Origin of the sequence: Paenibacillus alba (genome assembly GCF_013204855.1) — a bacterium.
Lineage (GTDB): Bacteria > Bacillota > Bacilli > Paenibacillales > NBRC-103111 > Paenibacillus_E > Paenibacillus_E alba.
Genome location: NZ_JABMKZ010000002.1, coordinates 165152 through 191494, shown reverse-complemented (window position 1 = coordinate 191494; position 26343 = coordinate 165152). Strand labels below are relative to the sequence as shown.

Sequence of the window (26343 nt, the reverse complement as noted above, 5' to 3'; positions counted from 1 at the left end):
CATAAGGAGATTCGCATATGAATCCTTTAACAGGTAAAGTTTCCTCCATGGTAGAAATGATTGAAGGGCTGCGCAAGTCGCCTGAGATCATGTCGCAAGTAACCTATTGGCATACTATACCCCCGCGTGATCCCAAGCTGGCTTCTTTTCCAGATGGATTGCATGAGGGTATTCGTGTTGCACTCGGGCACAAAAACATTCATCAGCTTTACACGCACCAAGCGGAGTCTTTCAATCAAGTAACAGCCGGTCATCACGTAGTGACGGTGACGCCAACGGCTTCGGGGAAGACGCTTTGTTATAATTTGCCCGTACTCCAAAAAATTCTCGAGAACGATGCTTCTCGTGCATTATATCTATTTCCAACAAAGGCACTGGCACAGGATCAGGTTGCCGAGCTGCAAGAAATGGTAGACTTTATGGAAGTCGACATTAAGACCCATACTTATGACGGCGATACGCCTCCGACGGTTAGACAGGCTATTCGGAATGCCGGTCATATTGTAGTAACGAATCCGGATATGCTTCATTCTGCTATTCTTCCGCATCATACGAAATGGGTGAAGCTGTTCGAGAATTTGAATTATATCGTCATTGACGAGGTGCATTCGTACCGCGGCGTATTTGGCAGTCATGTGGCGAATGTCATCCGCAGGCTCAAGCGCATTTGTCGATTCTATGGCTCAAAGCCGCAATTTATTTGCGCTTCCGCCACGATCGACAACCCCAAAGAGCATGCGGAGCGACTTATTGGCGAAAGCGTCAAGCTGATTGACAATAACGGAGCGCCGGCAGGCGAGAAGCACTTTGTGTTCTATAATCCGCCAGTCGTCAACCAACAGCTGGGGATTCGCAAAAGCTCCGTCTTGGAGACGCGCAAGCTGGCAGGCAAACTGCTGCGAAGCGGGATTCAGACGATTGTTTTTGCTCGGAGCCGCGTGCGCGTGGAGATTTTGCTGACCTATCTGCAGGAGCTCGTGACCCACGAGCTGGGCAGCAAATCGATTCGCGGCTATCGCGGCGGTTATCTCCCGAAGCTTCGCCGGGAGATCGAGAAAGGCTTGCGCAGCGGCGAAATCCGCGGCGTCGTCAGCACGAACGCGCTGGAGCTGGGCATCGACATTGGCCAGCTGCAAGCGTGCGTGCTGAATGGCTATCCAGGCACGATAGCCAGCACTTGGCAGCAGTCCGGGCGTGCCGGACGGCGGCAGGAGACCTCGCTGACGATCCTCGTCGCGAGCAGCAATCCGCTGGATCAATATTTGATCCAGAATCCTCGGTACTTTTTTGAACGGCCGCCAGAGCAAGCGCGCATTCATCCTGACAATTTGATCATCCTGGTAGATCATGTCAAATGTGCGGCGTATGAGCTGCCTTTTGAGGCGAATGAGAAGTTTGGGGATGAGTCTCTTAAGGATGTGCTTGAGTATTTAACCGAGGAGCAGGTGCTTCATCAAGTGAATGATCGCTGGTATTGGATGGAGCAGTCTTTTCCTGCTCACAACATATCGCTTCGCTCGGCAGCTCAAGAGAATTTTATTATTATTGACATGACTAACGCGAATCGGGTTATTGGCGAGTGTGACCGCTTCAGCGCGCCAACGCTTATTCATGAAGAGGCCATATATATACATGAAGGGGTCCAATTTCAAGTTGAGAAGCTGGACTATGAAGAGAAGAAAGCTTTCGTTCGCCAAGTCGATGTGGACTATTATACCGATGCGAGTATGGCCGTGCAGCTGAAAGTGCTCCATGTGAATCGTGAGGGCAGAAGCTGGGGATTGCTTCGTCAATTAGGTGAAGTAACGATCAATGCGCAGCCAACCATTTTCAAAAAAATCCGCTTGAGGACGCACGAGAACATAGGTTCCGGTCCGATTCGGCTGCCGGAGGAAGAACTCCATACCAGTTCCTATTGGTTCACCTTTGATGAAGAGATGGCTGCCGGACGTTCCGCTAACGATATGCAGTACGCGCTGCTCGGCATAGCGAATGTTCTCTCGCATTTGGCACCGCTGTACTTGATGTGCGACCCGATGGATATTCGGGTTGTTCCACAGGTGAAGGCGGTGCATAATAAGCTTCCGACCGTGTTTTTCTATGACCGCTATCCAGGCGGCGTCGGTTTGAGTGATCGGCTGTACGAGGTGCACGGACAGCTGATGGATCAAGCGCGCAGCCTGATTCAGAGCTGCGGCTGCATAAGCGGCTGTCCGGCCTGCGTCGGACCGATCGAAGAGGTCGGCTTGCTTGGCAAGAAGCTCGCACTGGAGCTGCTGGCGCAGCTTGATGGCGGTGCCCGATGAGCGGGCTGCGCGAAAGGCTGGGCCGCCTGAAGGGCCCGGCGGCGCAAGCAGTTCCGCCGCCACTGCCTGTGGCTGACGGCGAGTGGGCGCAGCTCGGCGCCCATATCGAAACGAGCTCAGCGGGCTCGTTCATCATGCGGCGCTGTACGTACGGCGCGGACAGCGTGCACGGCAAGTATCGGCTGCGTGAGCTGGCCGAAGTGGCGCAGCAGCTGAGCGGCTTTCACGACCGTGACGCGGTCGTCCAGCACGAAGCGCTGCTCTTTTTCGATACCGAAACGACCGGACTTGGCGTCGGTGCGGGCAATGTGCCGTTCATGGTCGGCATCGGCTTTTATACAGCTGAGTCTTTCACGGTGGAACAACTATTCATTCGCAATCCTGCGGAAGAGCAGGCGATGCTTGTATATTTGCAAGAGCTGCTGAGCCGCTTCACACATATTGTTTCTTATAATGGTCGAACGTTTGACTGGCCGATTCTGAAAAATCGCTATGTCTTGAATCGCCTTAAGCTGAACGATGCCAAGCTGCTTCAACTCGATCTGCTCTATTCATCACGCAGCTTGTGGCGAAATACGCTGCCCTCCTGTCGATTAAGCAAAGTCGAAGAGAGCCGGCTAGGCTTTGAACGAGTGGACGACGTTCCTGGTTCGATGGCGCCAACCTTATATTTTCAGTATCTGGCTGAGAAGAATCCAGCTATCCTCCAAGGGGTATTCGTTCATAATGAGCATGACATTGTCACTTTAGCGGCGCTGGCCATTCATTTTGGCAAACTGCTAGCAGATGACACACCTGCGTTTATGCCAGAGCCTGAACTCGAGCTCGAAGAGCTTTTTAGGACCGGCCAATGGCTTGATAAAATGAATCGCCAACGAAAGGCAGAAAGCTATTTCAATGAGTTATTCACTAGGCTCATGAATGATCAGGAAGGCGAAATATCTTCTATGGATTATGAACATGCGATTCTGCAGTTGGCTGCATTTTATAAGAAAAGGGCCAATTACTCTCGCGCAGTTGATTTGTGGAAAAGATGGATAGCGATTAAGCATGCGAGTATTGCCTTGCAAATTGATCCTTATTTAGAACTAGCTATGTTCTATGAGCATCGTGAGCGGAACTGGGAGCAAGCTATTTTTTATGCGGAAGAGGCTTGGGCAAAGCTGTGGCGTCGCCGTTCGCTGCAGCGCGCAGATAAGAAGCAACATGAAGTCGAGGAAGCTTTAGAGAAGCGGATCAGGCGGCTAAAGGACAAGCTGAGGAAATCAGAAACACCTGCGCGCCAATCAAACGCATTGGCGGTGCAAGCAAATCAAAGAGCTGCCTCCAAGACTCGCAAAATGAAACCGATCTATGTGAGTGAAGGATTAATATAAACGTTTCCAAATCAAGCTCAGCATGATCCCATTTCCGTTTACGTTCCCCTTCTTTTGGACATACAAGGAAGAAAAGAGCAAGGAGGAAATAACATGCCCGAGCTTCCAGAAATGGAAACCTATCGTCAGCAATTAACACGCTTGATTCAAGGGAGACCGATGACAGGCGCAGAGGTAACACGTCCTAAATCTTTGAACGTAGATTCGGATTTTTTTGTTCGAGCCATGACGGGAAATCGGATTATCCGGATTGACCGCAGAGCTAAGCATTTACTATTTCACTTGGAAACGGGCGAGATACTGGTTTTGCATCTGATGCTTGGGGGATGGATGTTTTACGGCTCGGAAGAAGAAAAGCCAGATAGAACAGCGCAGGTTGTCATTGATTTTGGATTGAAGCACTTATATTTCATTGGTTTGCGCCTAGGGTATTTGCATATGCATTCCCCGTCTGAGGTGCAACAATTATTCGCGAAGCTTGGGCCGGAACCTTTGGAGCCAGGTTTTACATTTCCACTGTTTCAGAAAGTGCTGAACAGTAAGAAAAGCAATCTGAAAGTGTCGCTTGTTGATCAGTCCTTTCTTTCAGGTATAGGGAATTGTTATTCGGATGAGATTTGCTTCATTGCGGGGATTTTGCCCCTGCGTAAATTGCCCACTTTGACAGAAGAGGAACAGAATCGACTTTATCAAGCGATGCGAACTGTGCTTCTTGAAGCTATTCAGTTTGGCGGTTATATGGAGGATCCTTTATTTGTTGGGGATCGGTTGACAGGTCAATTTGATGCCAAATGTCGTGTGTATGATCGAGAAGGCGAGCCTTGCTTGCGCTGTGGGCACCCCTTGATTAAGGAAGAAGTTTCCAGTCGCAAATGTTTCTATTGTGCGAATTGCCAATCATGAAAGCACAGCAAAGTGAACGATTTATTGGGGCACATGTTAGCACAAGAGGCGGTTATTTAGGTGCGGCCAAGACAGCGTTATCGCTAGGGGCCAGTGCCTTTCAATATTTTCCGATGAATCCTCGTCGTCTTTCTACAAAAATATGGAATAACCAAGATGCGCAAGCTTGTGCGCAATTGTGTTCGGAACATGGGTTGTTATCGATTGGCCATGCGCCATATCCGCTAAATCCAGCTGCTGAAGCGGCTGAGCGCGAACTAATGGTAAAACTGTTGAAAAATGCGCTCGACATTACCGATGCCTGTGGGTCAGTAGGGCTTGTGGTGCATTTTGGAAAATATGTTGGAAAAGACCCGTTACAAGGCTACAAAAATATAATACAATGTTTGAATAGTGCGACGCAGGGTTATGAGGGTTCTTCACTCATTCTTCTTGAAAATCAGGCTGGTGAAGGCGCTCAACTTGGCCTAACCATGGAAGAAATGGCTCAGATAAGGAAGTTGTGCGAATCTCCAGGGAAGATCGGATTTTGCTTGGATACGTGTCATGCTTTTGCTAGTGGCTTATGGCAGGGGCATAACTGGAACGAGCTGGAGTCTAAGGGTTTGCAGCTTGATTATCTCCCGCATATGAAAGCTGTTCATTTGAATGATTCGCTGCATCCCTATGGGTCTCGGCGAGATCGGCATGCGAATATTGGGGCGGGCTATATTGGACGTGAGAATTTCGAAACGCTATTGAATTCACCATTCTTAACCCATATTCCAATCGTATTAGAAACGAGTTCGGGTACAGATGGTACGCATACGCAGGAGATCGCCCTTGTGAAATCGTTGGTCAAAAATACTTAATTGCCAAACAACATGAACAAGAAAGGAAATCCAATCATGATTCATGTATACTTAGATGACTTGCGACCTTGTCCCTCCGGTTTTACATTAGCCAAGGATGTCAATGAGTGCGTCTTGCTGCTTGAAGAATTCGAAGTGGATATTCTTTCCCTTGATCATGATCTAGGCTGGACATCAGCGCAAACGGGAATGGATGTCGTGCTCTGGCTTCTTCAGAAGCGGAAATTTCCCAAGACGATTTATATTCATACCTCTAGTCGGGCGGCTTGCATAGCCATGTACCAAATGCTCTATACGGCCAAGCCGGAAGGGACGTCTGTGTATCCGAACCGGATTCCGGATGAGCTGCTTATACAAGTTGCACAAGGTACTTATCCGAAAGAAGCGCAATAAGAAAGGAATCTAACGTCATATGATACATTTATCTCATATTCATTTTATCCGCGGAGAACGACATATTCTAAATGATGTGAACGTACACATCGCACCAGGTGAACACTGGGTATTGCTGGGTCGCAATGGATCAGGGAAAACAACACTGCTCGAAATGATGAATGGATACGAATTCCCTAGTCGGGGGACGGTAGATGTATTGGGCAATCGTTACGGGCAATGCGATGTCAGGGAAGTGCGTAAGAAGATCGGCTATATTTCGCAATCGTTATTTGAAAAAATGAATTTGAACGATCCTGTTCAAGAGGTTGTAGCGACAGGTGAATATGCTTTTCTACGGTTTTATCAGGAAATTCCGCAAGAGGTAAAGGATCGTGCATTGGTTATGCTGGAGCAGGTTCGTATTCCTCATTTGGCCAATCAGCCTTTGGGAAGTCTTTCCCAGGGGGAACGCAAAAAAGTGATGCTCGCGCGCTCACTGATGATGAAGCCCTCCATTCTGATTATGGACGAACCCGCGGCAGGTCTGGATCTGTACGAGAGAGAGCGGTTTTTGCGCGATGTCAACGATCTAAGTAAACAAAATATTACCGTCGTCTACGTCACTCATCACATTGAAGAAATTATCCCTTTATTTACGCATGTTGCCATTATTGAGCAAGGGGAATTGATTGCGGCGGGTCCTAAAGAAGAAGTGCTGACGCCTGAAAATATTCAAAAAGCTTTTGATGTACAAATTTCGTTAGAGTGGTATCAAGATCGTCCTTGGATCAAGGTCATTGAATAGAATTGAAGTTTACATAAAGGATGCGGCTATGACACATACAAATACTTATATTGGCACCTCTAACCATGGGTTCGCTCAATATGCGCAAGATGAAATACGTAAGTTATTTCCGTTAACGAAATTCTATTTGTTGGTGCCTACGGAAGTGTTTTTATTCGAAGTACCGGCGGAGATTGAAGATCCGATAGCCGTCATCAAAGAACAGGAGCCGATGTTTCTAAGGCATGTTCAGCCTGTTACTCAAGAATTTGAAATCAGCCGTACGGATGCGGATATTGAACATCTCAAAGGTTGGTTGAGAAAGGCTTTTCAAGCGGGGCTCATTCATCCTGGGGAGAAGATAGCTACGCAGGTTCGCAAAGATGAGCGCGCTGATGTGCCCTATGCGCCTTTCTCCATTAAGGCTGCATTCGACGAGATTATCGTTTCCGAGATCCTCGGTGAGCCTGTTGTCCGTTATTCGGATCATATTATTTCGGTATATATTAGTGCTGCGAAGTTGTTCGTAGGACTATCAAAGCCAAGTGACAATTTATCCGACTGGTCGGGTGGCGCTATCCGCTTTATGAAGGAGCAAGATCAAATCTCCCGTGCCAAATTCAAGCTGCTTGAAGCTGAACAGCGATTCGGAATTGATTTCAGTGTGGCTCGTACGGCGCTTGATATCGGCGCAGCTCCTGGGGGCTGGACCTCCTTGCTATTGGAGCGTGGGCTGAAAGTGACAGCCATTGATCCAGCGGCGATGAGTCCTCGGCTTCTGGGCAATCCACTGCTCAAAATCCATAAGAAAAATGCCGGAGATGTCAAGCTGCGGGACAATGAATTTGATCTGCTTGTTTGTGACATGAGCTGGGACCCTCGGCAGATGGGACGACTTGTGGCTGATCTTCTCTACTCCTTGCAGAGTGGGGGAACGGCGATCATTACGGTTAAGCTTATGCACAAGAAACCGTTCCAAACGGTTCGCGATATTTTGCGGATTTTGGAGCCATCCTTGTTCCTGCTTAAAGCGAAACAATTGTTTCATAATCGGGAAGAATTGACGCTATATTTGCAAAAGACGTAGAATGTGGAAAAAAATGTAGATTTATAATGATGTCCCTCTTATAATCAAGGTAATTCTTACCTGATAAGGGGGGCTTTTATTTACTGTGAATAGGAAGATAAATTGGATTGGAACTTGCCTTGGAGGCAGATACCGGATCGAAGCGATTCTCGCTGAAGGCGGGATGAGCCACGTATATTTGGCGGAAGATATGAAGCTTAAAGGGAAGAAATGGGCGGTGAAAGAATGTATGCCGCTTGATGGCAAGCTGACGAGCTTTCTGGAAGAGGCAGAAATGCTGGCCACGCTGCAACACCCGCAGCTGCCGCAATTAGTTGATTATTTTACTACGGAGGAAGGAAAGGGCTTCTTGGTAATGGATTATATCCAGGGGCCAACGTTACAAGATTTGTTTGATCAGAAGGGGCGTGATTTGCCTGTTGCCCAAATTGTGAGCATCGCCTTTCAGCTATGTGATCTATTTCATTATTTGCATACGTTTGAACCACGACCTATTATTTATCGTGATCTTAAGCCTTCTAATGTGATGTTGAATGAGCATGATCAGGTACGTTTGATTGATTTTGGGGTGGCTAGGCATTATGAGCGCGGCAAGCAGTCGGACACGGTTCAGATGGGAACCATTGGATTCGCAGCACCGGAGCAATTCCATGGCGATCAAACGGACGCTCGTACGGATCTGTATACACTTGGGTCCATGTTGTATTATTTATTATCCAGAGGGCAATATGCTTATCTTACTCAGAAACTGTTGGGACATATTCGCTCTGGCCTGCCAGAAGTCCTGACCACTACGATACAATTACTCCTTCAAGAGAATCCTCAACATCGCTGTCAATCAGCTTTGGAAGTGAAAATGAGGCTTCGTTCGATTTATTCGGTACCGTCCCCCTTGCAGCCCGAAATGTTACATTCTGACCAACCCAACCTCACCATTTCTTCGGATAAATTAATTGTGATTGGAAGCTTATTTGCCGGAGCCGGTTCTACCTTTGCGGCGATATCCTTGGCGAGAATTCTTCATGCTAGGCAGATTCCTAACGTTGTAGTCGAAGAGCCTACGATCGAACCAGATTTGTATATGCTTTTATATGGCGATATCAACGCACCCAAAAATTATGCTTTCATCCATCATCTTGTGACAGAGCAAAAGTTGTCGACCGCAGTCAGCTGGACAGATGGCTTTACGACATGGGTGCCTGTTCATCCTGATGGGTTATCGAGCAGCTGGCATCCCGCGGACACCTTTAAACTTCTTTACACAATTAAAAAGCCGATCGTCATATGGGACGTATCGACGAATTGGGAAGAAGCTGCTGTTCAAGAGCTATGTCATAGTGCGGATGAAATTGTTGTACTTCTTGATGCTTCTCCCGGCAAATGCCATCGCCCCCGTTCGCGAGCTTTGTTTGAGCTGTTTATGATGTATCAGAAACGAGGCAAAAAGGTTCATTTTGTTGCAAACGGAAATCTGCCTGGACAATATCGCAAGGAATGGCTGGATGCGCTGCCGACTGCTCCGCTATGTACAATGCCCGAAATATCTCGCGGGGAAGTCATGCAGGCTGTTATGAAAGGTGAATGCATTCAAGACAGACCGGATATTCTGGAGCAGCTAAGCGATGCGCTAAGTCCTTTGCTTCACGAGATTTTGCCTGCGAGCATGTGGGAAAGGATGGCGTCACCTCCAAAGAAATCATGGTTTTCCCGATTTAAACAGAATGCTTAGCCTCTTTATTTAGCTGATAAATGGACCATGCGAGTACTGTAGCAAAACAAGACCAGAGCAAGTAGGGGACTAACAGCCAGGCAGCGAGCTTGGAATAAGGAATGGTAGCATTAATTAAAAAGAAGGTCGTAATGGCTACGATAGCTGTATCTAGAAAGGCTAGTCTCCGGTCTTTTAATTTAAACTCAATGAAAGTGAATGCCTGATTCGCCAAATAGTTGATAAGTAAAATAAGAACATAGCTCGCAGCGGCTTCTTGAAATCCGTCAGTTTTGGTATAAACAATGGCCACTGAAGCGGAAATTAAAGCATAAAGAATCCCCCACGCGATGCCAAAAAGCTTAGCTGGCGGATTCCAGCTTGGTTTTTTCAGAGTCTTATAGTAAGTTAGATCTGTTGGGAATAGCACACCGGAGATTGAAAAAAGCGCATATGTAATGAGAAACACCACAATGAATGAAAACATGACAGCACCTCCACTTTGGTTTTTTAGCTTGTATTACTATATTACACGCGTGTCCTAAGTTATAACCACAAACACGATAAGTGTGTTATGATGAGTCATATTTCTATTTTCATGTAAATAATGGGGGCTATTCGTTTATGGAACAACGTTTTGCCAGAGAATCTCGCTGCTTCAAAACATCGCGCATTTTTCCAACCGATGTGAATAATCACAATACCCTGTTCGGTGGCAAGCTAATGTCGTACATTGATGATATTGCATCGATTGCTGCGCATAAACATTGCAGGCGATCTGTGGTTACAGCCTCGACGGATTCCGTAGACTTTTTGTCGCCGATCCACACTTCGGATTCCGTGTGTTTGGAGTCTTTTGTTACTTGGACCGGCAAAAGCTCAATGGAAGTTTTCGTAAAGGTGGTTACAGAGGATTTGAAGACAGGGGCAAGAAAAATTGCCGCGACTTCTTTTCTAACTTTCGTTGCGTTGGATGATAATAAAGTTCCGGTTGAGGTGCCTCAAGTGATTCCGGAAACCGAGGAAGAGACGAAGCTTCATGAATCTGCACCACAGCGAGCAGAGATGAGAAGGATGCGGAGAGTGGAAAGCAAGAAGCTTGCCGGCTTTTTTACGATGAAATATCCTTGGGAATAAAAGGATTGTTTTTTCAGTTGAATGTGGTATAATCTGGATACATATATCGGACAAGCGGAAGCACCGCTGATCGTGGAGACTCGTTCTCTGCCATCGGCGCGTGCTTTTTTTTGTTTTCCGACATACAAAGGAGGTTGATACATGAACGTTGCGACCACCGTACGTCTGGCAATTGTGCTCTTCATCATTGGTTTAGTGTTAATTGGCAGCGGTGTTTATGCGAAATTATCCTCAACTTAAAGGAGGTAGTAATGAATAAAATTCAAATGTATGTCTTGGATGATGACAACCTGTACGCAGAAAGACTCGCAGCGTTTGTCCGTTCTTCAGAGTTCGCAGAGCGTTTGCAGGTGAAATTGTTTTCCAAATGGGAATACATCCTGGAAGTCATTGAGCATCAGCCGGTAGAAGGCATTTTATTGTTCTCAGAGACGTTCTATCCACTTTTGCTCAATCAGAGCACTTCATTATTCAAAATGGTTTTAAGTGAAACCATCGCTAACTCCAAGGAAGCTGAGACTAAAATCCCTTTTTTATATCGGTTTCAGTCTTTGAGTCAATTGCTTTCACGTCTTCATGCCTTCTATGCGGAGAAGAATCATTACGATAAAGGAATCGGGATGAAAAGAACGAAGGTGTTTTCTGTTTTCAGCAGCAGTGGGAACAGTGGCAAAACGATGACCGCCCTGCATTTGGCAAAGCAATTGTCTTTTCGCGGGGAACAAGTATTTTATTTAAGTCTTGAATTGGTTAGCGCTGTTTCACAATGGCTGCAGGGGGATAGAAGTCGATTTTCCCAGATTCTCTATTACATGAAAAGCTCACCTGATCTATTGGGTCCCAAGCTGCAGCTGCTTAAATCTCATGATGCCAGATGGCGTATAGATCATTTAAGCCCTGACGATCAAATTAGGGAAATGCAGGAAATGAGCGGCGAGCATATCCAACTGCTTTTAGATACGATCATTGCTCAGAACGAATACGACTACATCATTGTTGATCTGGAAGCTACTTTGCATCCGAGAATTGTAAAATGTTTAGAATCCAGTGATCACATTATATGGCTGCTCCGAGATGATGTAACGGATCTATTCAAAACGCAGATACTTCATAAACAGCTTGGCTTCAAGCCGAATATTCATTTTGTACTGAATAAATTTACAGGTATTCTAACTAATGATTTTTCCATTTTAGGAAAAGAGCTGGCCTTTAAGCTTCCGTACATTCCCGATTGGAAAACGGTGAGTTCTCCCGCTCAGATGTGGCAATCGGGTGTTTTTTCTGAACAAACGTACGACATGTTCGCAGCTATTTATGGAGGCAAGGATCGATCCGCCACGCAGCGGGAAGGAGCTGCTGCTTCTTGAATCAACAGTTATTCCACACTCTGAAGCAAGATATTAAGGAGAGACTTGATCTTTCAAGCACAGTGAGCGATGCGAAACTAGTTGAACTTATTGAGCATGTCATTTTCAGCCTTGCTGATGAGCAGGGGTGGACCTCTAGTGAGATGCAGCTGGGTGTCAAGCGAATATTTGATTCTTTTCGGGGATTGGATGTTCTTCAACCGCTGATTGATGATCCATCCGTAACGGAAATTATGGTTAATGGTCATGAAAACATTTTCTTTGAAAGAAATGGAGCTGTGGAACGATACCCCTATGCTTTGGAAAGTGCTGAGAAGCTTGAAGACCTGATTCAAATGATTGTTTCTAAAGTGAATCGGATTGTGAATCAATCAACCCCAATTGTAGATGCGCGTTTACACGATGGTTCAAGGGTCAATATTGTACTGCCTCCTGCCTCGTTAAACGGACCTGCACTAACCATCCGTAAGTTTCCGGGAAAGCCTCTTCTTATGGATGATTTAGTTAATATGGGGAGCTTGTCGCGGGAAGCCGCAGATGTCTTGCAAGTATTTGTTGAGTCAGGCTGCAATATTTTTATTGGAGGAGGTACAGGCTCTGGGAAAACAACATTCCTCAATGCTCTTAGTGCCTGGATTCCTTCACATGAACGCATCATCACCATTGAAGATTCCGCTGAGCTGCAGATTCAAAATGTGCCTAACTTAGTGCGAATGGAGACTCGCAATGCCAATACAGAAGGCAAAGGGGAGATCAGCATAAGAGATCTGATTCGATCCTCGCTGCGTATGCGTCCTAATCGGATCATCGTTGGCGAGGTACGTGGGGCGGAAGCGCTAGATATGTTGGCAGCAATGAATACTGGGCATGATGGAAGCCTCAGTTCGGGGCATTCTAACACCTCCGTAGACATGCTGAGCCGGCTTGAAACAATGGTGCTGAGCAGTGCGCCGCTGCCAGTAGAGGTTATCCGTAAACAAATCGCCTCGGCGCTGGATATCATCGTTCACATTAGCCGAATACGCGACCGCTCGCGAAGAGTGACCGAAATTCATGAGGTTCTAGATGTTAGAGATGGCGAGGTGCAGCTTCTTCCACTTTTCTTATTTGAGGAAAGAGGCGAAACGGCAGATCGTAAAGTGATTGGTGAGCTTACGTATACAGGCAACAGACTTCATAACTTGCACAAAATTCAAATGGCTGGCAAAAAGCTTCCGGATTGGTTCGCTTATGAATAAAACATCTCTAACTCCCCAGCCCTCCAGCATCAATCAACTGATCGACTATAATCTTTATGAGATGAACGCGAAAGAAAAAATGATTGCCATATTGATGCTGGCAATTCCTGCTTTTATAGTTGGCTACATTTTCTACAAAAGCCTAATCCTCGCCGCTGCCTTATCCATGATAGGGCTGACATTTCCACGTTTCCGCAAACAGCATGTAATCCAAAATCGTAAAAACAAGTTATATGTACAGTTTAAACAAGCGCTAAGCTGTTTATCATCTTCGATGACGGTGGGGAAATCAATTGAAACTGCTTTTCGAGAGGCTTTGGAAGATCTGAAGCTGCTTTATTCTGATCCGGCCTGCTTCATTGTCATTGAATTTAGTATTATTTGTCGCAGAGTTGAAAATGGCGAACCAATTGAAGCAGCGCTTAAAAATTTTGCCGAGCGAAGTCATTTGGAAGATGTAAGAAGCTTCACGGATGTGTTCCTCACTTGCAAAAGATCAGGGGGAAATCTTGTGGAGGTCATGAAAAGAACGGCTACTGTTATTGGCGAAAAACTGGAGATATCTCAGGATATATCCGTCATGATCGCACAGAAACGTTTCGAATCGAGGGTTTTGCTTTTTGCCCCGATCGCTATTGTGGCCGTATTGGCTTTCACATCCCCTGAATATATGCTGCCTCTTTATACGGGGAGTGGTTTGCTCATTATGACGATTTGTTTACTGCTCTTGGGAGCTTGTTATTTGCTAACTCAAAAAATTATGAATATTAAGGTGTAACATGTGGATCACATTTGTGTGCATGGCACAAGTTATTGTGTTAATTCTGTTGTTTCTATGGGGACGCAGCCGATATGCCAATGTATTGAAAGGACAATTGTATCCATTTCGGATCAAGCTACTTTTGCCATACAGCTATTTGCTTGTAGATAAGTTCAATTTAATGGAGAAATGGCCAGATCTTACAGCTAAGATCTATCACAAGCTAATTACCTTGTATGGTAGAAGCTTTGCTGCACAAGGGACGAAATGGTTTTATACTGAGATGATTTCCGCAAGTACTTTATGTTTAATGACGCTGACTTTCCTTTCTGTATTGGCAGGCGGAGATGGTTCTTTGCTCGGTTTTGGCGTACTTCTCAGCGCTATCATACCCTTGATGATGGTTCGTGATTTGGATATCAAAATCCGCAAAAAACAGCACTTAATTATCCTTGAATTGCCGGAGGTGCTGAGCACAATCGTCCTGCTTGTTAATGCTGGCGAAACCGTCCATCAAGCGTGGATTCGCTGTGTAGAGGCTAGACCTCACAAGTCGGGCACCCCACTGTACAAAGAGCTGGCGCAGGCAGTCCATGAACTGCAAATGAACATTTCATTTACCAAAGTGATGGAGGACTTCAGCAAGCGCTGCGCACTTCATGAAGTGTCGCTGTTTACTTCTACACTTCTGCTGAACTATAAACGCGGAGGTCATGATTTTGCTGTTTCTCTTCATTCTCTTTCATTGGATCTATGGCAGCGCAGGAAGTCGGTCTCACGAACCTTGGGAGAAGAGGCATCTTCCAAGCTGGTGTTCCCAATGGTACTTATTTTCGTTGTTGTCATGGTTATTGTTGCTGCACCAGCTTTACTTATGATGAAACAATAATGAGGAGGAATTCAACAATGGAAAGGTTTGTAATGGGCTTTAAGCACTTCTGGGAAGAGGAGGAAGGTCTCGGAACTCTGGAAATTTTATTGATTGTTGCTGTGCTAGTTGCTATAGCAATTATTTTCAGAAAGTGGATCGTAAGCTGGTTTCAGAAGCTGATTGGCGATGCCAATACGGATCTCAAAGACAATAGCGCTGTTGTACCCTGTGCGCCAAGTCCAACGACTAGCTGTGCACCGTAAACATAAACGCAGTAGCTTGGCAACCAGTGAGCAGGGAAGCTTCACGCTCGAGGCTTCGCTTGTATTTCCTGTTATTTTATTGTGTACCGTTACGCTGCTCTTTCTCGGCATGTATGTGTATCAGCGAGTTTTTGTTCAGCAAATGGCAAGATCCACAGCGGAGCGACTCGCGTTTACATGGGATAACAGTCACAAAGATATCGTTACGGGCAATTATAATCCTAGTGAAAGCGATGGTCTCTACTGGCGGCTTACTCAAAATAATATTTCGGATTTATTCGGTATGCTGACAGGCAGCGGCTCATCTCAAATTCAGCTTCCTACCCTAGAAGCAAACGGCCGAGTTGAGCGAAAGCTTGCCAAAGCGTCAGCTTTATTGCCTCAGGGTGTAACAGGAAGTGCTAAATTTATGAATTATGTACTGAATAGGCAGATTGAAGTGAAACTGAATAAGTCATTTTTAACACCTCCATTTGTAGATAAATGGCTGCATGTAAATAAGACAACGGGTACGGGGATTTCGCATATTGTTGATCCAATTGAACTCATCCGCTTAACAGATATTACAAGAACTTATTTTCAAACGATTAAAGGCAGGATTTCCGCGCAAAAAGCCAAGGAAGCCCTCATTGAGCCCGAACATGGTGATTTAGCTGGACCTGAGGTAACGATCAAGTCTGAGCGTCAAGCTGCTGCTTATTTGAAATCGCTCGTTGGCGGAAAAGAAGTTGTATTGGAAACTGTATCGGGATTAAGCAGAACAGTTGATGCTTTGGACGCTCGAGGAATTGCCCATCAAGCCTTCTATAACATGACGGAATTTCAACTCCGCAGAGAACAAATGCCCAAAGACATTGAACTGCTCCAGCAAGGAACGCAAGTAAAAGGGATTGTATGGCATTTTTTCAAAAAGGATGCTAGCGGCAAAGGGATGCCTTCAAGCTCTTTTCGAAAGGAGTTGGAAAGCAAAGGGATTGTAATTGTTATACACAACTAGAAAGGGGAGAGTATTTGAAGAGATTCATTCGTTCTGAGAGAGGCGCAGTTTCTGTTTACTTAATTCTTATCATCGTACCGATTTTTTTATTTCAAGCCGTATTAATTGATTTTGCGCGTATTAAACTGGCTGAAAAAGAAAGCGAATCAGCTGTTAAAGCTGCAGCTCGTTCTGTCATGTCAGCGTATGATCAGGAGCTTCAAAAAATAGGTCTGTACGGACTGGGCATTTCGCAGAATGAAAGCGAGACATTGTTCAGAGAAGTATTTACCGCCAATTTGTCAGGTCAAACAGCTGCTGGTGCTTTTCATTATGTAGATACAAAGCCAGTAAATGAAAGTATTCGGGTTACTCCTGTGTATTCGTTGGCGAATCATATCGTTTTTGAAAAGCAAGTCCTGGAAGATATGAAAATCAAAGCTCCTATTGAGTATACGTTAGAAATTACGGATAAATTTCGAAAAAGTGGAACAACAACACCATTTCAGTTCGGCACACAGTTCTCAAAAAATGCTGCAGAATTGGAAAAGCTTATTAATCAACGTGAGGAAGCTCTGGATGAGGCTTGGGAAAGCGCTGAGAACCTGCATGCCCAAACACAGCAATATTACACGTATTATCTAGCGCGCATCACAGAGCTGGATCAGTTAGCTGCTCAGATCGGTCTGCATACGGTTGATGAAGTAAAAAGCGAGATGAGCAGCATCAGGAGTCAGATAGAATCGATCCGTGAGTCCATGTCTAATATGGATATGTCTATTGCTGCGATCAGCCAAGCAGGTTCAGGGAGTGCGGCTGGCATACAGAACATGTTGCAAGCGAAAAGCAGATTGGCTGAGCAAGCTCAACTGCTGAATCAGAAATTAAATGAACTGGATGTCTTATTGCAGTTAATTATGAAATATGCGGCGCTGCTAGCGGCGACAAAGCTGGAGGTTCCGGCCGATAGCCGAGTTGTTTTGCAATTGAAGCAGAACATTGAACCCGCTCTTCGTCTAGCCAAACAGCGGAATGACGAGCTTCGAACGAAAATAGATGGAATCCCTCGAGATGCTGGAATTGGAAATGAAAACGTAAATGAAGTGTTTCAAAATGTTTCTATTTTGGGAGATGATTATTTTTATAAATATCAGACCTCAATAGCTAGCATAACTGCTCTGTTTTCTGCTTTTCAGGAAGTGATGGACTCGATTTATCTTTTCACCCCTGATCAAACAAACAGAGCTAATTCAGCAAATCAAAGTTATCACACGGAATCAGTAGGATTTTATCGTACACAGAGCTTACTGGAGAAAACTCGAATGGACCACAACAATATGATCTCCACGAATAAACAACAGCAAAAGACTAAAATTCAAGCAGTTCTTGATCAAGCTAAGCAAGCAATGGGTACGTGCACCGTGTTTAGTTCACCAAATGGGGATAACAGGGTGTATGAGAGATTGCAAGGTTCAGGAAATTCATCTGCGGATACAAAGGGTTATTATCAAAAATATCGGGATGCCAACGCACAGGAAACGACAATTGGCAGTGAAATAGCCTATGATCTCGAGAAATCGGAGCCTGTGAGCTTAAAAGCGATGGGAATGCTGGAGGCATTTAATTTGGCGACGGATTCACTGCGTGATGAAATGTATGTGAACGAATTCGCGCTAACCAAATTTAATTATCGAACCTATGGGCAAGAGCTTGATCCTAATGGGAACCCGAAGAAGTCCAGTGAGCTTACAGATCCGGGAGCCCACCCCCTAAAGAATCAAGAAGTGGAATATTTGTTGTATGGTTTTTCCTCATGCGGTGCGAATATCTCATCTGCGTATGCGGAGATGTTTTCCTTCCGATTGGCGATCCGAACAGTCGAAGCACTTCTGGATCCCAAGAAAGAGCTGCTTAATGTGGGCTCGCCGCTGCTTGTTCTTTTGGCTGCAGCCGCGGAAGGAGCGCTGCTTGCGTTTCAAGACATGAGCAAACTGATTAAAGGGGAGGCTGTGGAGCTATCTGCGAAAATAACGACGTCAGTGCTCCGTTTAACGTACAAAGATTATTTGCGTGTTTTCCTCATGATGCATAGCAATAATACAAAACTCATGGCTAGAATGCAGGCGCTCATTGAGCTCAACAACAGCAAGGATTTGGTGCAAGAGACGACGTATTTGCAGGGATATGCTATCAGCGAAGTGAGATTGTGGTTTATCCCCCAGCTTATGAAGCTTTTGGACGGCTCGGGCTTGCTTGGCTGTAACGTACAGGGCAATCACTGCCGCTTTAGTCAAACAACCGCTGTAGCCTATTAATAAAGGAGAGTGCAGTGGTGATTCATAAATTTTATAAAGAGCAGCAAGGAGGAATCGTACTGGAGGCTTCCTTTGTGTTACCTTTCTTTCTGGCATTTGTTGTCGGTTTGGTTGTTTGTATTCAGATTGCTGTTTTGGAATTAGCTCTGCAAGCAGGTGTGAGCGAAGCAACCAAAAGCATCGCGGGTCAACTGTATCCCGTGCAGCTCCTCGTACAAGAAGCCAAGTCGAAGCTCGCGCAGAGCCGGCCGGTTGAGATGTTGACGGGCGTAATCGAACGTGTGCAATCTGCGAGAACACAAGTGACGAATGCTGAAAACTTGGCCGATGAATACGCCGCTTACATTCCAGAGCCACTCTTAGAATTAATCAGATGGGAGAAAGAGAAGCGTGAACTCAGTGAAGATAAGGGTGCGGAGGCGTTGGACGAGTTCTATGATGTCCACATAAAATCGCGCATGCAAACGGTCTTTACACCGATTGTTTATGCCTTTTGTGATGAACGAACAGTTCCAAAAGATACATTTAAGGTGACCTCGATAACCCTTCCTAGTATGGAAAACGGCAGAAACGCAATCCTGAGCATTGAAGCTCAGATTACTTATAAGCTTCCTTTACCATTTATCAGTCAGAGGATCATTCTAAAAAAGAGAGCCTATGAGCGAGCATGGGTTGGTGCTTAATGGAGGAGGGGAATTTATGATTCATGTTATCCTTTTGCTGTTCGTTACGGTAGCTTGTATTACCGATATCCGTCATTCCATCATTCCAAATAAATTGACACTATGTGGATCAATTGTAGGTGTGTTTTTCCATTTTGCTTCCGAGGGATGGAAGGGGCTGCTTATCGCCTTGGTTGGAGCGGCAGTTGGATTTATTGCGCTGATCTTGCTTTACTTTTTTGGAGCTTTAGGCGCTGGTGATGTAAAGCTGTTTGCAGCAATTGGCGCCATCATGGGAGTCACATTCGTTGTGCAATCCATGCTCTATGCGATCTTGTGTGCTGGTCTTATCGGTCTTTTTTTACTCGTTATTAAGAGGCAGATGGCAGCAACTGGACACAAGCTTGCCTTATGGTTGTATGGGGCTATCGCGTGCCATGATATGAGCAGTTTGCAAGCTTTGAAGCATCAAAAAAACACGAAATTTCCGTTTATGTATGCGGTTGTACCTGGCGTAGGATTGACATGGTGTTATACGTTTTTATGAGGAGAGGTGGTGAAGCCTTGACACAAGAAGTATTTGGCCTTAGGTATGAGTTTGTCTACAATCACGGCCATTATATGGCGCTTCATAAAGAGCGTGGATTAGAGGTGAAAGAGTTGTCCATGCTGCAGGTTAAGATGCTTGAGGCTAATGACATCCCGAATCTGTTGCCCTTGGAAATACAGGAAATAGATTTCCGGATCAGCCTGCTTTACAACATTTCGTCGAAACGCATGCTTGCTCATATGGTGAAAATAGAAGGGCTCTCCAAGCTTAATTTCGCTAAAATGATGGTTGCCATCGTAAGCACTCTTGAAGCGAGTATGAACTATATGTTAAACGAAGAAGGGTATGTGCTGAAAGAGAATTTTATTTTTATGGGTGCTGAATGGTCAGATATCTATTTGACTTACATACCTATTGAACTGTTATCGGAAGATCAGTCCGTTCATAAATCGTTAGCTTTATTTATGGATCACATGCTGCTTGCTTTGAAAGAAGAGGAAAGGAATGAGGTGAATGCGATGCTGGGGTCATGCACACCCATGCATCGACTACAAGATTTTAAAGATTTTTTCTTGCAGCTAATGGACAAGCAAACCGTTGTGCCAAAGGAGTTGGCAGCTCCAGTCATTCACAACTATGAATTAGAAAAGAATCGAACATTGCCAGATCCACCACCTCCTGAGCAGTTCAATAGCTTGCCAAGGCCCCATCTAGCCCGGCAAGTGGACGATCAGCCAGAGCCCCGAAAATGGAATCAAAATGCACTTGAAATGCAGCAAGATGAGCAAGTAGTGAAAGCTGATTTGCAATCAACTTTCTTTACACCTCTAAGGCAAAGGTCACAACTGATTGCACTTGCTGTAGTTATTTTACTCAGTGCTTTTGTATGGCAAAATTATTTTACATATCCGTCGACGGGGACTCTGCATGTTGCTGCTGGTATCACCATAATACTGGCAGATATTTCGTTTGTTTTGAAATATCTTGGTTTGCCCATTACCCCACACGATAGACAACATCAAACGTTCACGCCAATGGGTGAAAAACAAACTGAGAGTATAGTGAAAAGTCAAATTCCAGAGGCTGATGAGAAGCTTATAGATGTTCAGCATTACTATGACAATTTACACCAGCATACATCACTGCTTCATCATAAATTGCCTAATGCAACGGTTTTCTTAGGTAATATGAAGCCAAAGACAGCCGGGCCGCGCATCGAAGTAAAGACCGCAGATAACGAGAGAACGATCTCTATCACTAACGATCATTTTACAATAGGAAGAGGAGACGCGAATATTAACGTTGACTGTATGTTGGAAGAAGCAGGTGTTTCTCGCATTCATGCCGAGATCATAAAAAAAGAACACAGCTACGAGATTCAAGATGCTGGTTCAACCAATGGGACCTATTTAAATGGCGAATCACTGGTTGCTTATCAATCTTATGCACTGAAGGACGGAGACGAAATTCGTATAGTCAGACAGGAAATGAGGTTTAGGCAATAAAGCGAAGGAAAATGTGAAAAGAAGGCGGAAATGACAAGCGATGATAAAATATTGCGTCCCAAAAGGGGCGTTTTTATGCAATTCTTGCATGAATACGCTTCCTAAAACAATTTAACTACTTCCTGTCTTGCAGCGCGAGTGGTATAATAAGAAGTCGCGAATGGATGCGATTAGTTTTTAACAGACAGGGGTTTGTGTTTACGAGATGAGTCTTTTGACAATTGAAGATTTGAGCCATAGCTTCGGAGATCGGACATTATTCAAAAACGTGTCATTCCGATTGCTTGCGGGCGAACGTGTTGGTATTGTTGGAGCAAATGGCGTGGGGAAATCCACGTTGATGAATATATTGACTGGTAAGCTTTTGAAGGATACAGGAAAAGTGGAGTGGACGCCACGAGTTCATTATGGCTACTTGGATCAGCACTCGGTGCTGACGCCAGGCAAAACGATTCGTGATATTCTGCGTGATGCTTTTCTACCTTTATTTGAAGCGGAAAAAGAAATGATGGCCATTACAGAGAAAATGGGAGATGCCACGCCAGATGATCTTGAATTGCTGCTAGAGCAAATGGGCGAAATTCAAGAGCGCTTGGACATTGGCGGATTCTATTTGTTGGATGTTAAAATTGATGAAATGGCTAATGGCCTTGGACTTAATGCAATTGGCCTCGAGCGTGATGTTACTTCCTTGAGCGGCGGACAGCGGACGAAAGTTCTTCTGGCGAAGCTTCTTTTGGAGAAGCCGACTGTGCTTCTTTTGGATGAGCCGACGAACTACTTGGACGTAGAACACATTGAATGGTTGAAGATGTATCTTAAGGACTACCCGTTTGCTTTTATGCTTATTTCACATGACACGGAATTCATGAATGAAGTCGTCAATGTGGTCTATCATCTGGAATTTACGAAGCTTACTCGCTACACAGCGAATTATGAGAAATTCCTTGATATGGCGGAAATGAACAAATCACAGCATATTGATGCGTATGAAAAGCAGCAGGAATTTATCAAAAAGCAAGAGGATTTCATTGCGCGAAACAAAGCGCGTGCCTCAACTTCTACAAGGGCTAAGAGTCGGGAGAAGCAGCTTGATAAAATTGATCGCATTGAACGTCCAGAGACGGCTATGAAACCGACTTTCGTGTTCAAAGAATCGCGTTCAAGCAGTAGAGTTGTTTTTGAGGCGCAAAAGCTGGAGATCGGCTATGATCGCGCTCTATTACCTGAGATGAATGTCACGATTGAACGCGGCGAGAAGATTGCGATCGTCGGGTGCAATGGGGTTGGTAAATCAACATTGCTCAAGACCATTTTGGGTAAAATTGAACCATTCAGCGGCAAAACGTTTCTTGGCGATTATTTAAGCCCTGCTTATTTTGAGCAAGAGGTGAAAGCGCCCAATATGACACCGATTGATGACGTTTGGAATGAGTTCTCTTCCATGACGCAGAATGAGGTTAGAGGAGCGCTTGCTCGAGTTGGACTCAAAAATGAGCACATCACGCGCGCAATGAGCAAGCTTAGCGGTGGTGAGCAAGCGAAAGTCAGGCTTTGCAAATTACTGATGCGAGAAAGCAACTGGCTGCTGTTTGATGAGCCAACGAACCATTTGGACGTCGTTGCCAAAGAAGAGCTCCAGCGCGCTTTGAAAGCATATAAAGGTACTGTTTTACTCGTTTGCCATGAACCTGAATTCTATGAAGGTTGGGTAACTAGAGTTTGGGATGTTGAAGAATGGTCAGCGAAAGTAACTAATTAATTTCACAGGGGGAAATGATTCATGTTAACTCACATTGTGTTTTTTAAGCTGAAAGACCGCAGTCCGGAAGCTGTAGAAGTAACCAAAAATGTTCTTACCAATATGGAAGGCAAAATTGATGTTCTCCGATATATTGAGGTTGGAACCGATATCCTTCATTTGGAACGTTCTTATGATATTGCGCTAATCACGAAATTTGATTCTGTAGAGGATCTGAAGGTCTATGACACACATCCAATTCATGAAGCAGTGAAGGCTCATATGAAGACAGTTCTTGATGGTACTTCGGTTTGTGTGGATTTCTTAAGCTAATCAGGTTTGAAAAACATAAGGGAACAGTGTAGTATCCTTAGAAGAGGTTAGTTGGTGATTTATGTCACTAGCATGCCTAAGTATCCTAGGCTGCACTGTTTTTTGTTTGTTTAGACAGCCATTAATTTATAGAAAAGGGATGATTCCCAAGTGAAGTCAAAACTTGATCAAGCCTATATGACGGACATCCTGGAGATGCTGCTGCGCACACCAAGTCCGACAGGTTATACGCACCACATTATGCAAAAGGTGCAGCAAGAAGTAACTAAACTCGGATATGAGCTTACATATACGAATAAAGGCTGCGGCATTGTAACCATACCGGGAACACGCGAAGACCGAGTGATCGGCATCTCTGCCCATGTGGATACACTTGGCGCCATGGTTCGCTCTATCAAAGAGAACGGTACTTTGAAAATCACTTCTTTGGGCGGATTCATGATGGGAGCCATCGAAAATGAATACGTGCAAATTCATACACGTGATGAACGTGTCTATGATGGTACTATTTTAACTTCACGGCCTTCTGTCCATGTGTATGAGGATGCTAGAGAGTACAAACGGGATGAAGCCAATATGGAAGTGCGTATTGATGAATTGGTAAATTCCAAAAAAGAGGTTCAAGCTTTGGGCATTCGCGTTGGCGATTATATTTCGTTCGATCCGAGGGTACAAGTGAAAGACAATGGCTTCGTAAAGTCACGTCATTTGGACGATAAAGCTAGTGTTGCGTCATTGTTCGGTTTGCTTAAGCTAATGAAAGAAGAAGGCTTGCAGCCTGTATTCACGATCAAGCTGTTCTTCTCTAATTATGAAGAGGTTGGTCATGGCTCATCTTTCATTCCAGAAGATATTACGGATTTCATTGCGGTCGATATGGGCGCGCTTGGCGATGATTTGAGCGGCAGTGAACGCGATGTTTCGATCTGTGCAAAAGATTCCTCGGGGCCTTATGATTATCAGATGACTTCGAAAATGATCGAGCTTGCGGAGAAGCTGGAAATCGGCTATGCCGTTGATATTTATCCAAGATACAGCTCAGATGCAACAGCCGCGCTCAGAGGCGGACGCGATATTCGTGCGGCGTTGGTTGGTCCCGGCGTTCATGCGTCACACAGCATGGAAAGAACGCATATGGATGCAGTAGTGAATACAGCAGCTCTGCTTGCCGCCTATATCATGGAGCCGGTGGAAGCATGAATATACTGAGTGCAGTCAACATTACCAAAACATTTGGCGACAAGGTGTTGTTCGATGATATCTCGTTCACGGTGAACGAGAAGCAGCGCATCGGTCTCATTGGCGTGAACGGCACAGGCAAGTCCACGCTGCTGAAGCTGCTGGCGGGGCTGGAAACAGCGGATCGCGGCAAGCTTGTGCACGCGAACCATTTCCGCGTGGAATACTTGCCGCAGAACCCGGAGTTCGATCCGAACTCCACGGTTCTTGAGCAAGTATTCCACGGCGATACGCCGCTCATGAAGACGCTTCGCGACTATGAGCTGGCACTTGCAGAGCTGGAGCTCGACGCTTCCAGCGAGAAAAAACAATCGCGGCTGTTCGCAGCCCAGTCGCGCATGGATGAGCAAGGTGCCTGGGAAGCCAGCACCTTGGCCAAAACTGTGCTGATGAAGCTAGGCATCAGCCAGTTCGACAAGCCCGTCGGCCAGCTGTCCGGCGGTCAGCGCAAGCGTGTCGCCATGGCGCGCGTGCTGATTCAGCCCGCCGACCTGCTCATCCTGGATGAGCCGACGAACCATATTGATAACGAGACCGCCATCTGGCTCGAGGAATTCCTCGGCAAGTGGCGCGGCGCGCTGCTGCTCGTTACGCATGACCGGTACTTCCTGGAGCGGGTAACGAACCGCATGCTGGAACTGGACCGGGGCAAGATCTACAGCTACGAGGGCAACTATGAGGCGTTCCTCGAGAAGAAAGCAGAGCGGATGGAGTCCGAAGCATCCAGCGAAGACAAGCGGCAGAATCTGCTGCGCCGCGAGCTCGCATGGCTCCGTCGCGGCGCGAAAGCGCGCACGACGAAGCAGAAGGCGCGGATTCAGCGCGCCGAAGACCTGCGGGACCACAAAGTAGACGGTCCCGGAGAGAAGATGGACATGGCGCTGGCTGGCAGCCGCCTAGGCAAGAAGGTGATGGAGCTGGAAGCCATCACCAAGGCATTTGAGAGCGGGAAGCCGCTGCTCAGCAGCTTCAGCTACATCGTGATGCCGCGAGATCGTCTCGGCATCATCGGTCCGAACGGCAGCGGGAAATCGACGCTGCTGAACATGCTCGCTGGGCGGATTCAGCCTGACAGCGGCACGATCGAGACCGGTACGACCGTGAAGCTGGCGTACTACACGCAAGAGAACGTCGAGATGGACGAGAAAATGCGCGTCATCGAGTACATCAAGGAAGCGGCTGAGCTTATCCGCACGTCGGATGGAGAAACGATTTCGGCATCGCAAATGCTGGAGCGATTCTTATTTTCACCAACGCTGCAATGGTCGCCGATTGGCAAGCTGTCAGGGGGAGAGCGCCGCAGACTTTATTTGCTGCGTACCTTGATGGGCGAGCCCAATGTCCTGCTGCTCGATGAGCCGACGAATGACTTGGATATTCAAACTTTGACCATACTGGAAGACTACCTGGATCAATTCCCAGGGGCTGTTATTACGGTGTCCCATGATCGCTATTTCTTGGATCGGACGGTTTCTCATTTATTCGCATTTGACGGTAATGGCCGAATTGAACCTTACATTGGCAACTACTCGGATTACTTGGAAGAGAAACGGGAAGAGGAAGAGGCTGAGCAGGCTCGCAAGGAAATGATTCGCAATGCCAGCACGGCCAAATCAGCTCCGTCAACTGCGACGAGTTCGGCCGCAGCAGGGAATGCTTCCAGTTCGAGCCGTCCCAAGAAACTTTCGTTCAAAGAACAGAAGGAATGGGACGAAATCGAAAATACGATTGCTTCCTTAGAAGACAAAGCAGCGAGTTTGAAAAAGCAAATTGAATCGGCCGGAAGCGATTTTGACCGAGTTCGTGATTTGTATGAGCAGGAGCAGCAAACCGCGGCTGATTTGGAAGCAGCGATGGAACGATGGACTTATTTATCCGAGCTAGTCGAAGAAATCGAACGCAAATAGTCAAGGTTTAAGGCTCAAAGCAGCAAGATTCCTACTAAGGAGAGACTTTAATCTTCGATTATTGCGTCCTATCTATGATATGATAGAAC

24 protein-coding genes are annotated in these 26343 nt (G+C 45.8%); 23 read left to right on the top strand and 1 reads right to left on the bottom strand.

Features of this window, described 5'->3' with window-relative positions; translation table 11 throughout:
• Positions 1-17: 17 nt before the first annotated feature.
• The 8 genes from HQN90_RS00950 to HQN90_RS00915 all read left to right on the top strand — a co-directional run bounded on the left by HQN90_RS00950 (position 18) and on the right by HQN90_RS00915 (position 9411).
• Positions 18-2306 carry a DEAD/DEAH box helicase gene (locus tag HQN90_RS00950; protein ID WP_173215619.1) on the top strand — a complete coding sequence of 763 codons (2289 nt, stop codon included), beginning with the start codon at positions 18-20 and terminating at the stop codon, positions 2304-2306.
• Positions 2303-3682: a ribonuclease H-like domain-containing protein gene (locus tag HQN90_RS00945; RefSeq protein WP_173215617.1), complete on the top strand. Its 1380-nt coding sequence runs from the start codon at positions 2303-2305 to the stop codon at positions 3680-3682. Before HQN90_RS00950 ends, HQN90_RS00945 begins: the two co-directional genes overlap by 4 nt.
• A 93-nt stretch (positions 3683-3775) precedes the next feature.
• Entirely contained in the window at positions 3776-4585 is an 810-nt protein-coding gene (locus HQN90_RS00940; RefSeq protein WP_173215615.1) for an Fpg/Nei family DNA glycosylase, read from the top strand.
• Positions 4582-5436, top strand: a complete 855-nt coding sequence (locus HQN90_RS00935; protein ID WP_173215613.1) for a deoxyribonuclease IV — start codon at positions 4582-4584, stop codon at positions 5434-5436. The genes HQN90_RS00940 and HQN90_RS00935 overlap by 4 nt, the downstream gene beginning before the upstream one ends.
• 36 nt (positions 5437-5472) lie before the next feature.
• The gene (locus HQN90_RS00930) at positions 5473-5829 is read left to right on the top strand and encodes a cyclic-phosphate processing receiver domain-containing protein (RefSeq protein ID WP_246361973.1); all 357 of its coding nucleotides are present in this window, start codon (positions 5473-5475) and stop codon (positions 5827-5829) included.
• 19 nt (positions 5830-5848) lie between these two features.
• Positions 5849-6616 (top strand): ABC transporter ATP-binding protein, encoded by a 768-nt coding sequence (locus HQN90_RS00925; RefSeq protein WP_079420941.1) that lies wholly within the window; start codon positions 5849-5851, stop codon positions 6614-6616.
• A gap of 28 nt (positions 6617-6644) precedes the next feature.
• Positions 6645-7682: an SAM-dependent methyltransferase gene (locus tag HQN90_RS00920; RefSeq protein WP_173215611.1), complete on the top strand. Its 1038-nt coding sequence runs from the start codon at positions 6645-6647 to the stop codon at positions 7680-7682.
• A gap of 85 nt (positions 7683-7767) precedes the next feature.
• Complete coding sequence (locus tag HQN90_RS00915; protein WP_173215609.1) at positions 7768-9411, top strand: protein kinase domain-containing protein; 1644 nt, start codon at positions 7768-7770, stop codon at positions 9409-9411.
• Here HQN90_RS00915 and HQN90_RS00910 read toward each other — a convergent pair.
• On the bottom strand, positions 9395-9877 hold the full coding sequence (locus HQN90_RS00910; protein WP_173215607.1) for a TspO/MBR family protein: 483 nt from the start codon (positions 9875-9877) through the stop codon (positions 9395-9397). The two genes, HQN90_RS00915 and HQN90_RS00910, sit on opposite strands and share 17 nt — an antisense overlap.
• A 137-nt stretch (positions 9878-10014) precedes the next feature.
• Here HQN90_RS00910 and HQN90_RS00905 point away from each other — a divergent pair, with 137 nt between their 5' ends.
• The 15 genes from HQN90_RS00905 (at position 10015) to HQN90_RS00835 (ending at position 26254) form a co-directional block, all read left to right on the top strand.
• Positions 10015-10527: an acyl-CoA thioesterase gene (locus tag HQN90_RS00905; protein ID WP_079420945.1), complete on the top strand. Its 513-nt coding sequence runs from the start codon at positions 10015-10017 to the stop codon at positions 10525-10527.
• A gap of 251 nt (positions 10528-10778) precedes the next feature.
• Positions 10779-11894, top strand: a complete 1116-nt coding sequence (locus tag HQN90_RS00900) for a CpaE/TadZ family protein (protein ID WP_173215605.1) — start codon at positions 10779-10781, stop codon at positions 11892-11894.
• A complete protein-coding gene (locus HQN90_RS00895; protein ID WP_173215603.1) occupies positions 11891-13132 on the top strand; it encodes a TadA family conjugal transfer-associated ATPase in 1242 nt (413 codons plus the stop codon). The genes HQN90_RS00900 and HQN90_RS00895 overlap by 4 nt, the downstream gene beginning before the upstream one ends.
• Positions 13125-13910, top strand: a complete 786-nt coding sequence (locus HQN90_RS00890) for a type II secretion system F family protein (RefSeq protein ID WP_173215601.1) — start codon at positions 13125-13127, stop codon at positions 13908-13910. The genes HQN90_RS00895 and HQN90_RS00890 overlap by 8 nt, the downstream gene beginning before the upstream one ends.
• Before the next feature lies 1 nt (position 13911).
• Positions 13912-14781, top strand: coding sequence for a type II secretion system F family protein (locus tag HQN90_RS00885; RefSeq protein ID WP_173215599.1), 870 nt, complete (start codon positions 13912-13914; stop codon positions 14779-14781).
• A 17-nt stretch (positions 14782-14798) separates the two neighbouring features.
• A complete protein-coding gene (locus HQN90_RS00880; RefSeq protein ID WP_173215597.1) occupies positions 14799-15026 on the top strand; it encodes a Flp1 family type IVb pilin in 228 nt (75 codons plus the stop codon).
• A complete protein-coding gene (locus HQN90_RS00875; RefSeq protein WP_173215595.1) occupies positions 14950-16023 on the top strand; it encodes a TadE family protein in 1074 nt (357 codons plus the stop codon). Before HQN90_RS00880 ends, HQN90_RS00875 begins: the two co-directional genes overlap by 77 nt.
• 14 nt (positions 16024-16037) lie before the next feature.
• Positions 16038-18317, top strand: a complete 2280-nt coding sequence (locus HQN90_RS00870) for a hypothetical protein (RefSeq protein WP_173215593.1) — start codon at positions 16038-16040, stop codon at positions 18315-18317.
• 17 nt (positions 18318-18334) lie between these two features.
• Entirely contained in the window at positions 18335-19000 is a 666-nt protein-coding gene (locus HQN90_RS00865) for a pilus assembly protein (RefSeq protein ID WP_173215591.1), read from the top strand.
• A gap of 16 nt (positions 19001-19016) precedes the next feature.
• On the top strand, positions 19017-19526 hold the full coding sequence (locus HQN90_RS00860; RefSeq protein WP_173215589.1) for an A24 family peptidase: 510 nt from the start codon (positions 19017-19019) through the stop codon (positions 19524-19526).
• A gap of 17 nt (positions 19527-19543) precedes the next feature.
• On the top strand, positions 19544-21034 hold the full coding sequence (locus HQN90_RS00855) for a DUF6382 domain-containing protein (RefSeq protein WP_173215587.1): 1491 nt from the start codon (positions 19544-19546) through the stop codon (positions 21032-21034).
• Positions 21035-21239: 205 nt separating this feature from the next.
• Positions 21240-22796 (top strand): ABC-F family ATP-binding cassette domain-containing protein, encoded by a 1557-nt coding sequence (locus HQN90_RS00850; RefSeq protein WP_173215585.1) that lies wholly within the window; start codon positions 21240-21242, stop codon positions 22794-22796.
• A gap of 21 nt (positions 22797-22817) precedes the next feature.
• Positions 22818-23108, top strand: a complete 291-nt coding sequence (locus tag HQN90_RS00845; RefSeq protein ID WP_173215583.1) for a Dabb family protein — start codon at positions 22818-22820, stop codon at positions 23106-23108.
• Between the two features lie 150 nt (positions 23109-23258).
• Positions 23259-24308: a M42 family metallopeptidase gene (locus HQN90_RS00840; RefSeq protein ID WP_338042259.1), complete on the top strand. Its 1050-nt coding sequence runs from the start codon at positions 23259-23261 to the stop codon at positions 24306-24308.
• The gene (locus HQN90_RS00835; RefSeq protein WP_173215581.1) at positions 24305-26254 is read left to right on the top strand and encodes an ABC-F family ATP-binding cassette domain-containing protein; all 1950 of its coding nucleotides are present in this window, start codon (positions 24305-24307) and stop codon (positions 26252-26254) included. The genes HQN90_RS00840 and HQN90_RS00835 overlap by 4 nt, the downstream gene beginning before the upstream one ends.
• The last annotated feature ends 89 nt before the right edge of the window (positions 26255-26343 follow it).

Bases quoted from the DNA above. Each gene is read 5' to 3' on its own strand.
- HQN90_RS00885 (WP_173215599.1), top strand. From the start codon at position 13,912: ATGTGGATCACATTTGTGTGCATGGCACAAGTTATTGTGTTAATTCTG.
- HQN90_RS00890 (WP_173215601.1), top strand. From the start codon at position 13,125: ATGAATAAAACATCTCTAACTCCCCAGCCCTCCAGCATCAATCAACTG.
- HQN90_RS00935 (WP_173215613.1), top strand. From the start codon at position 4,582: ATGAAAGCACAGCAAAGTGAACGATTTATTGGGGCACATGTTAGCACA.
- HQN90_RS00910 (WP_173215607.1), bottom strand. From the start codon at position 9,877: ATGTTTTCATTCATTGTGGTGTTTCTCATTACATATGCGCTTTTTTCA.
- HQN90_RS00950 (WP_173215619.1), top strand. From the start codon at position 18: ATGAATCCTTTAACAGGTAAAGTTTCCTCCATGGTAGAAATGATTGAA.
- HQN90_RS00930 (WP_246361973.1), top strand. From the start codon at position 5,473: ATGATTCATGTATACTTAGATGACTTGCGACCTTGTCCCTCCGGTTTT.
- HQN90_RS00920 (WP_173215611.1), top strand. From the start codon at position 6,645: ATGACACATACAAATACTTATATTGGCACCTCTAACCATGGGTTCGCT.
- HQN90_RS00860 (WP_173215589.1), top strand. From the start codon at position 19,017: ATGATTCATGTTATCCTTTTGCTGTTCGTTACGGTAGCTTGTATTACC.
- HQN90_RS00925 (WP_079420941.1), top strand. From the start codon at position 5,849: ATGATACATTTATCTCATATTCATTTTATCCGCGGAGAACGACATATT.
- HQN90_RS00945 (WP_173215617.1), top strand. From the start codon at position 2,303: ATGAGCGGGCTGCGCGAAAGGCTGGGCCGCCTGAAGGGCCCGGCGGCG.
- HQN90_RS00880 (WP_173215597.1), top strand. From the start codon at position 14,799: ATGGAAAGGTTTGTAATGGGCTTTAAGCACTTCTGGGAAGAGGAGGAA.
- HQN90_RS00940 (WP_173215615.1), top strand. From the start codon at position 3,776: ATGCCCGAGCTTCCAGAAATGGAAACCTATCGTCAGCAATTAACACGC.
- HQN90_RS00845 (WP_173215583.1), top strand. From the start codon at position 22,818: ATGTTAACTCACATTGTGTTTTTTAAGCTGAAAGACCGCAGTCCGGAA.
- HQN90_RS00875 (WP_173215595.1), top strand. From the start codon at position 14,950: ATGCCAATACGGATCTCAAAGACAATAGCGCTGTTGTACCCTGTGCGC.
- HQN90_RS00850 (WP_173215585.1), top strand. From the start codon at position 21,240: ATGAGTCTTTTGACAATTGAAGATTTGAGCCATAGCTTCGGAGATCGG.
- HQN90_RS00900 (WP_173215605.1), top strand. From the start codon at position 10,779: ATGAATAAAATTCAAATGTATGTCTTGGATGATGACAACCTGTACGCA.
- HQN90_RS00835 (WP_173215581.1), top strand. From the start codon at position 24,305: ATGAATATACTGAGTGCAGTCAACATTACCAAAACATTTGGCGACAAG.
- HQN90_RS00905 (WP_079420945.1), top strand. From the start codon at position 10,015: ATGGAACAACGTTTTGCCAGAGAATCTCGCTGCTTCAAAACATCGCGC.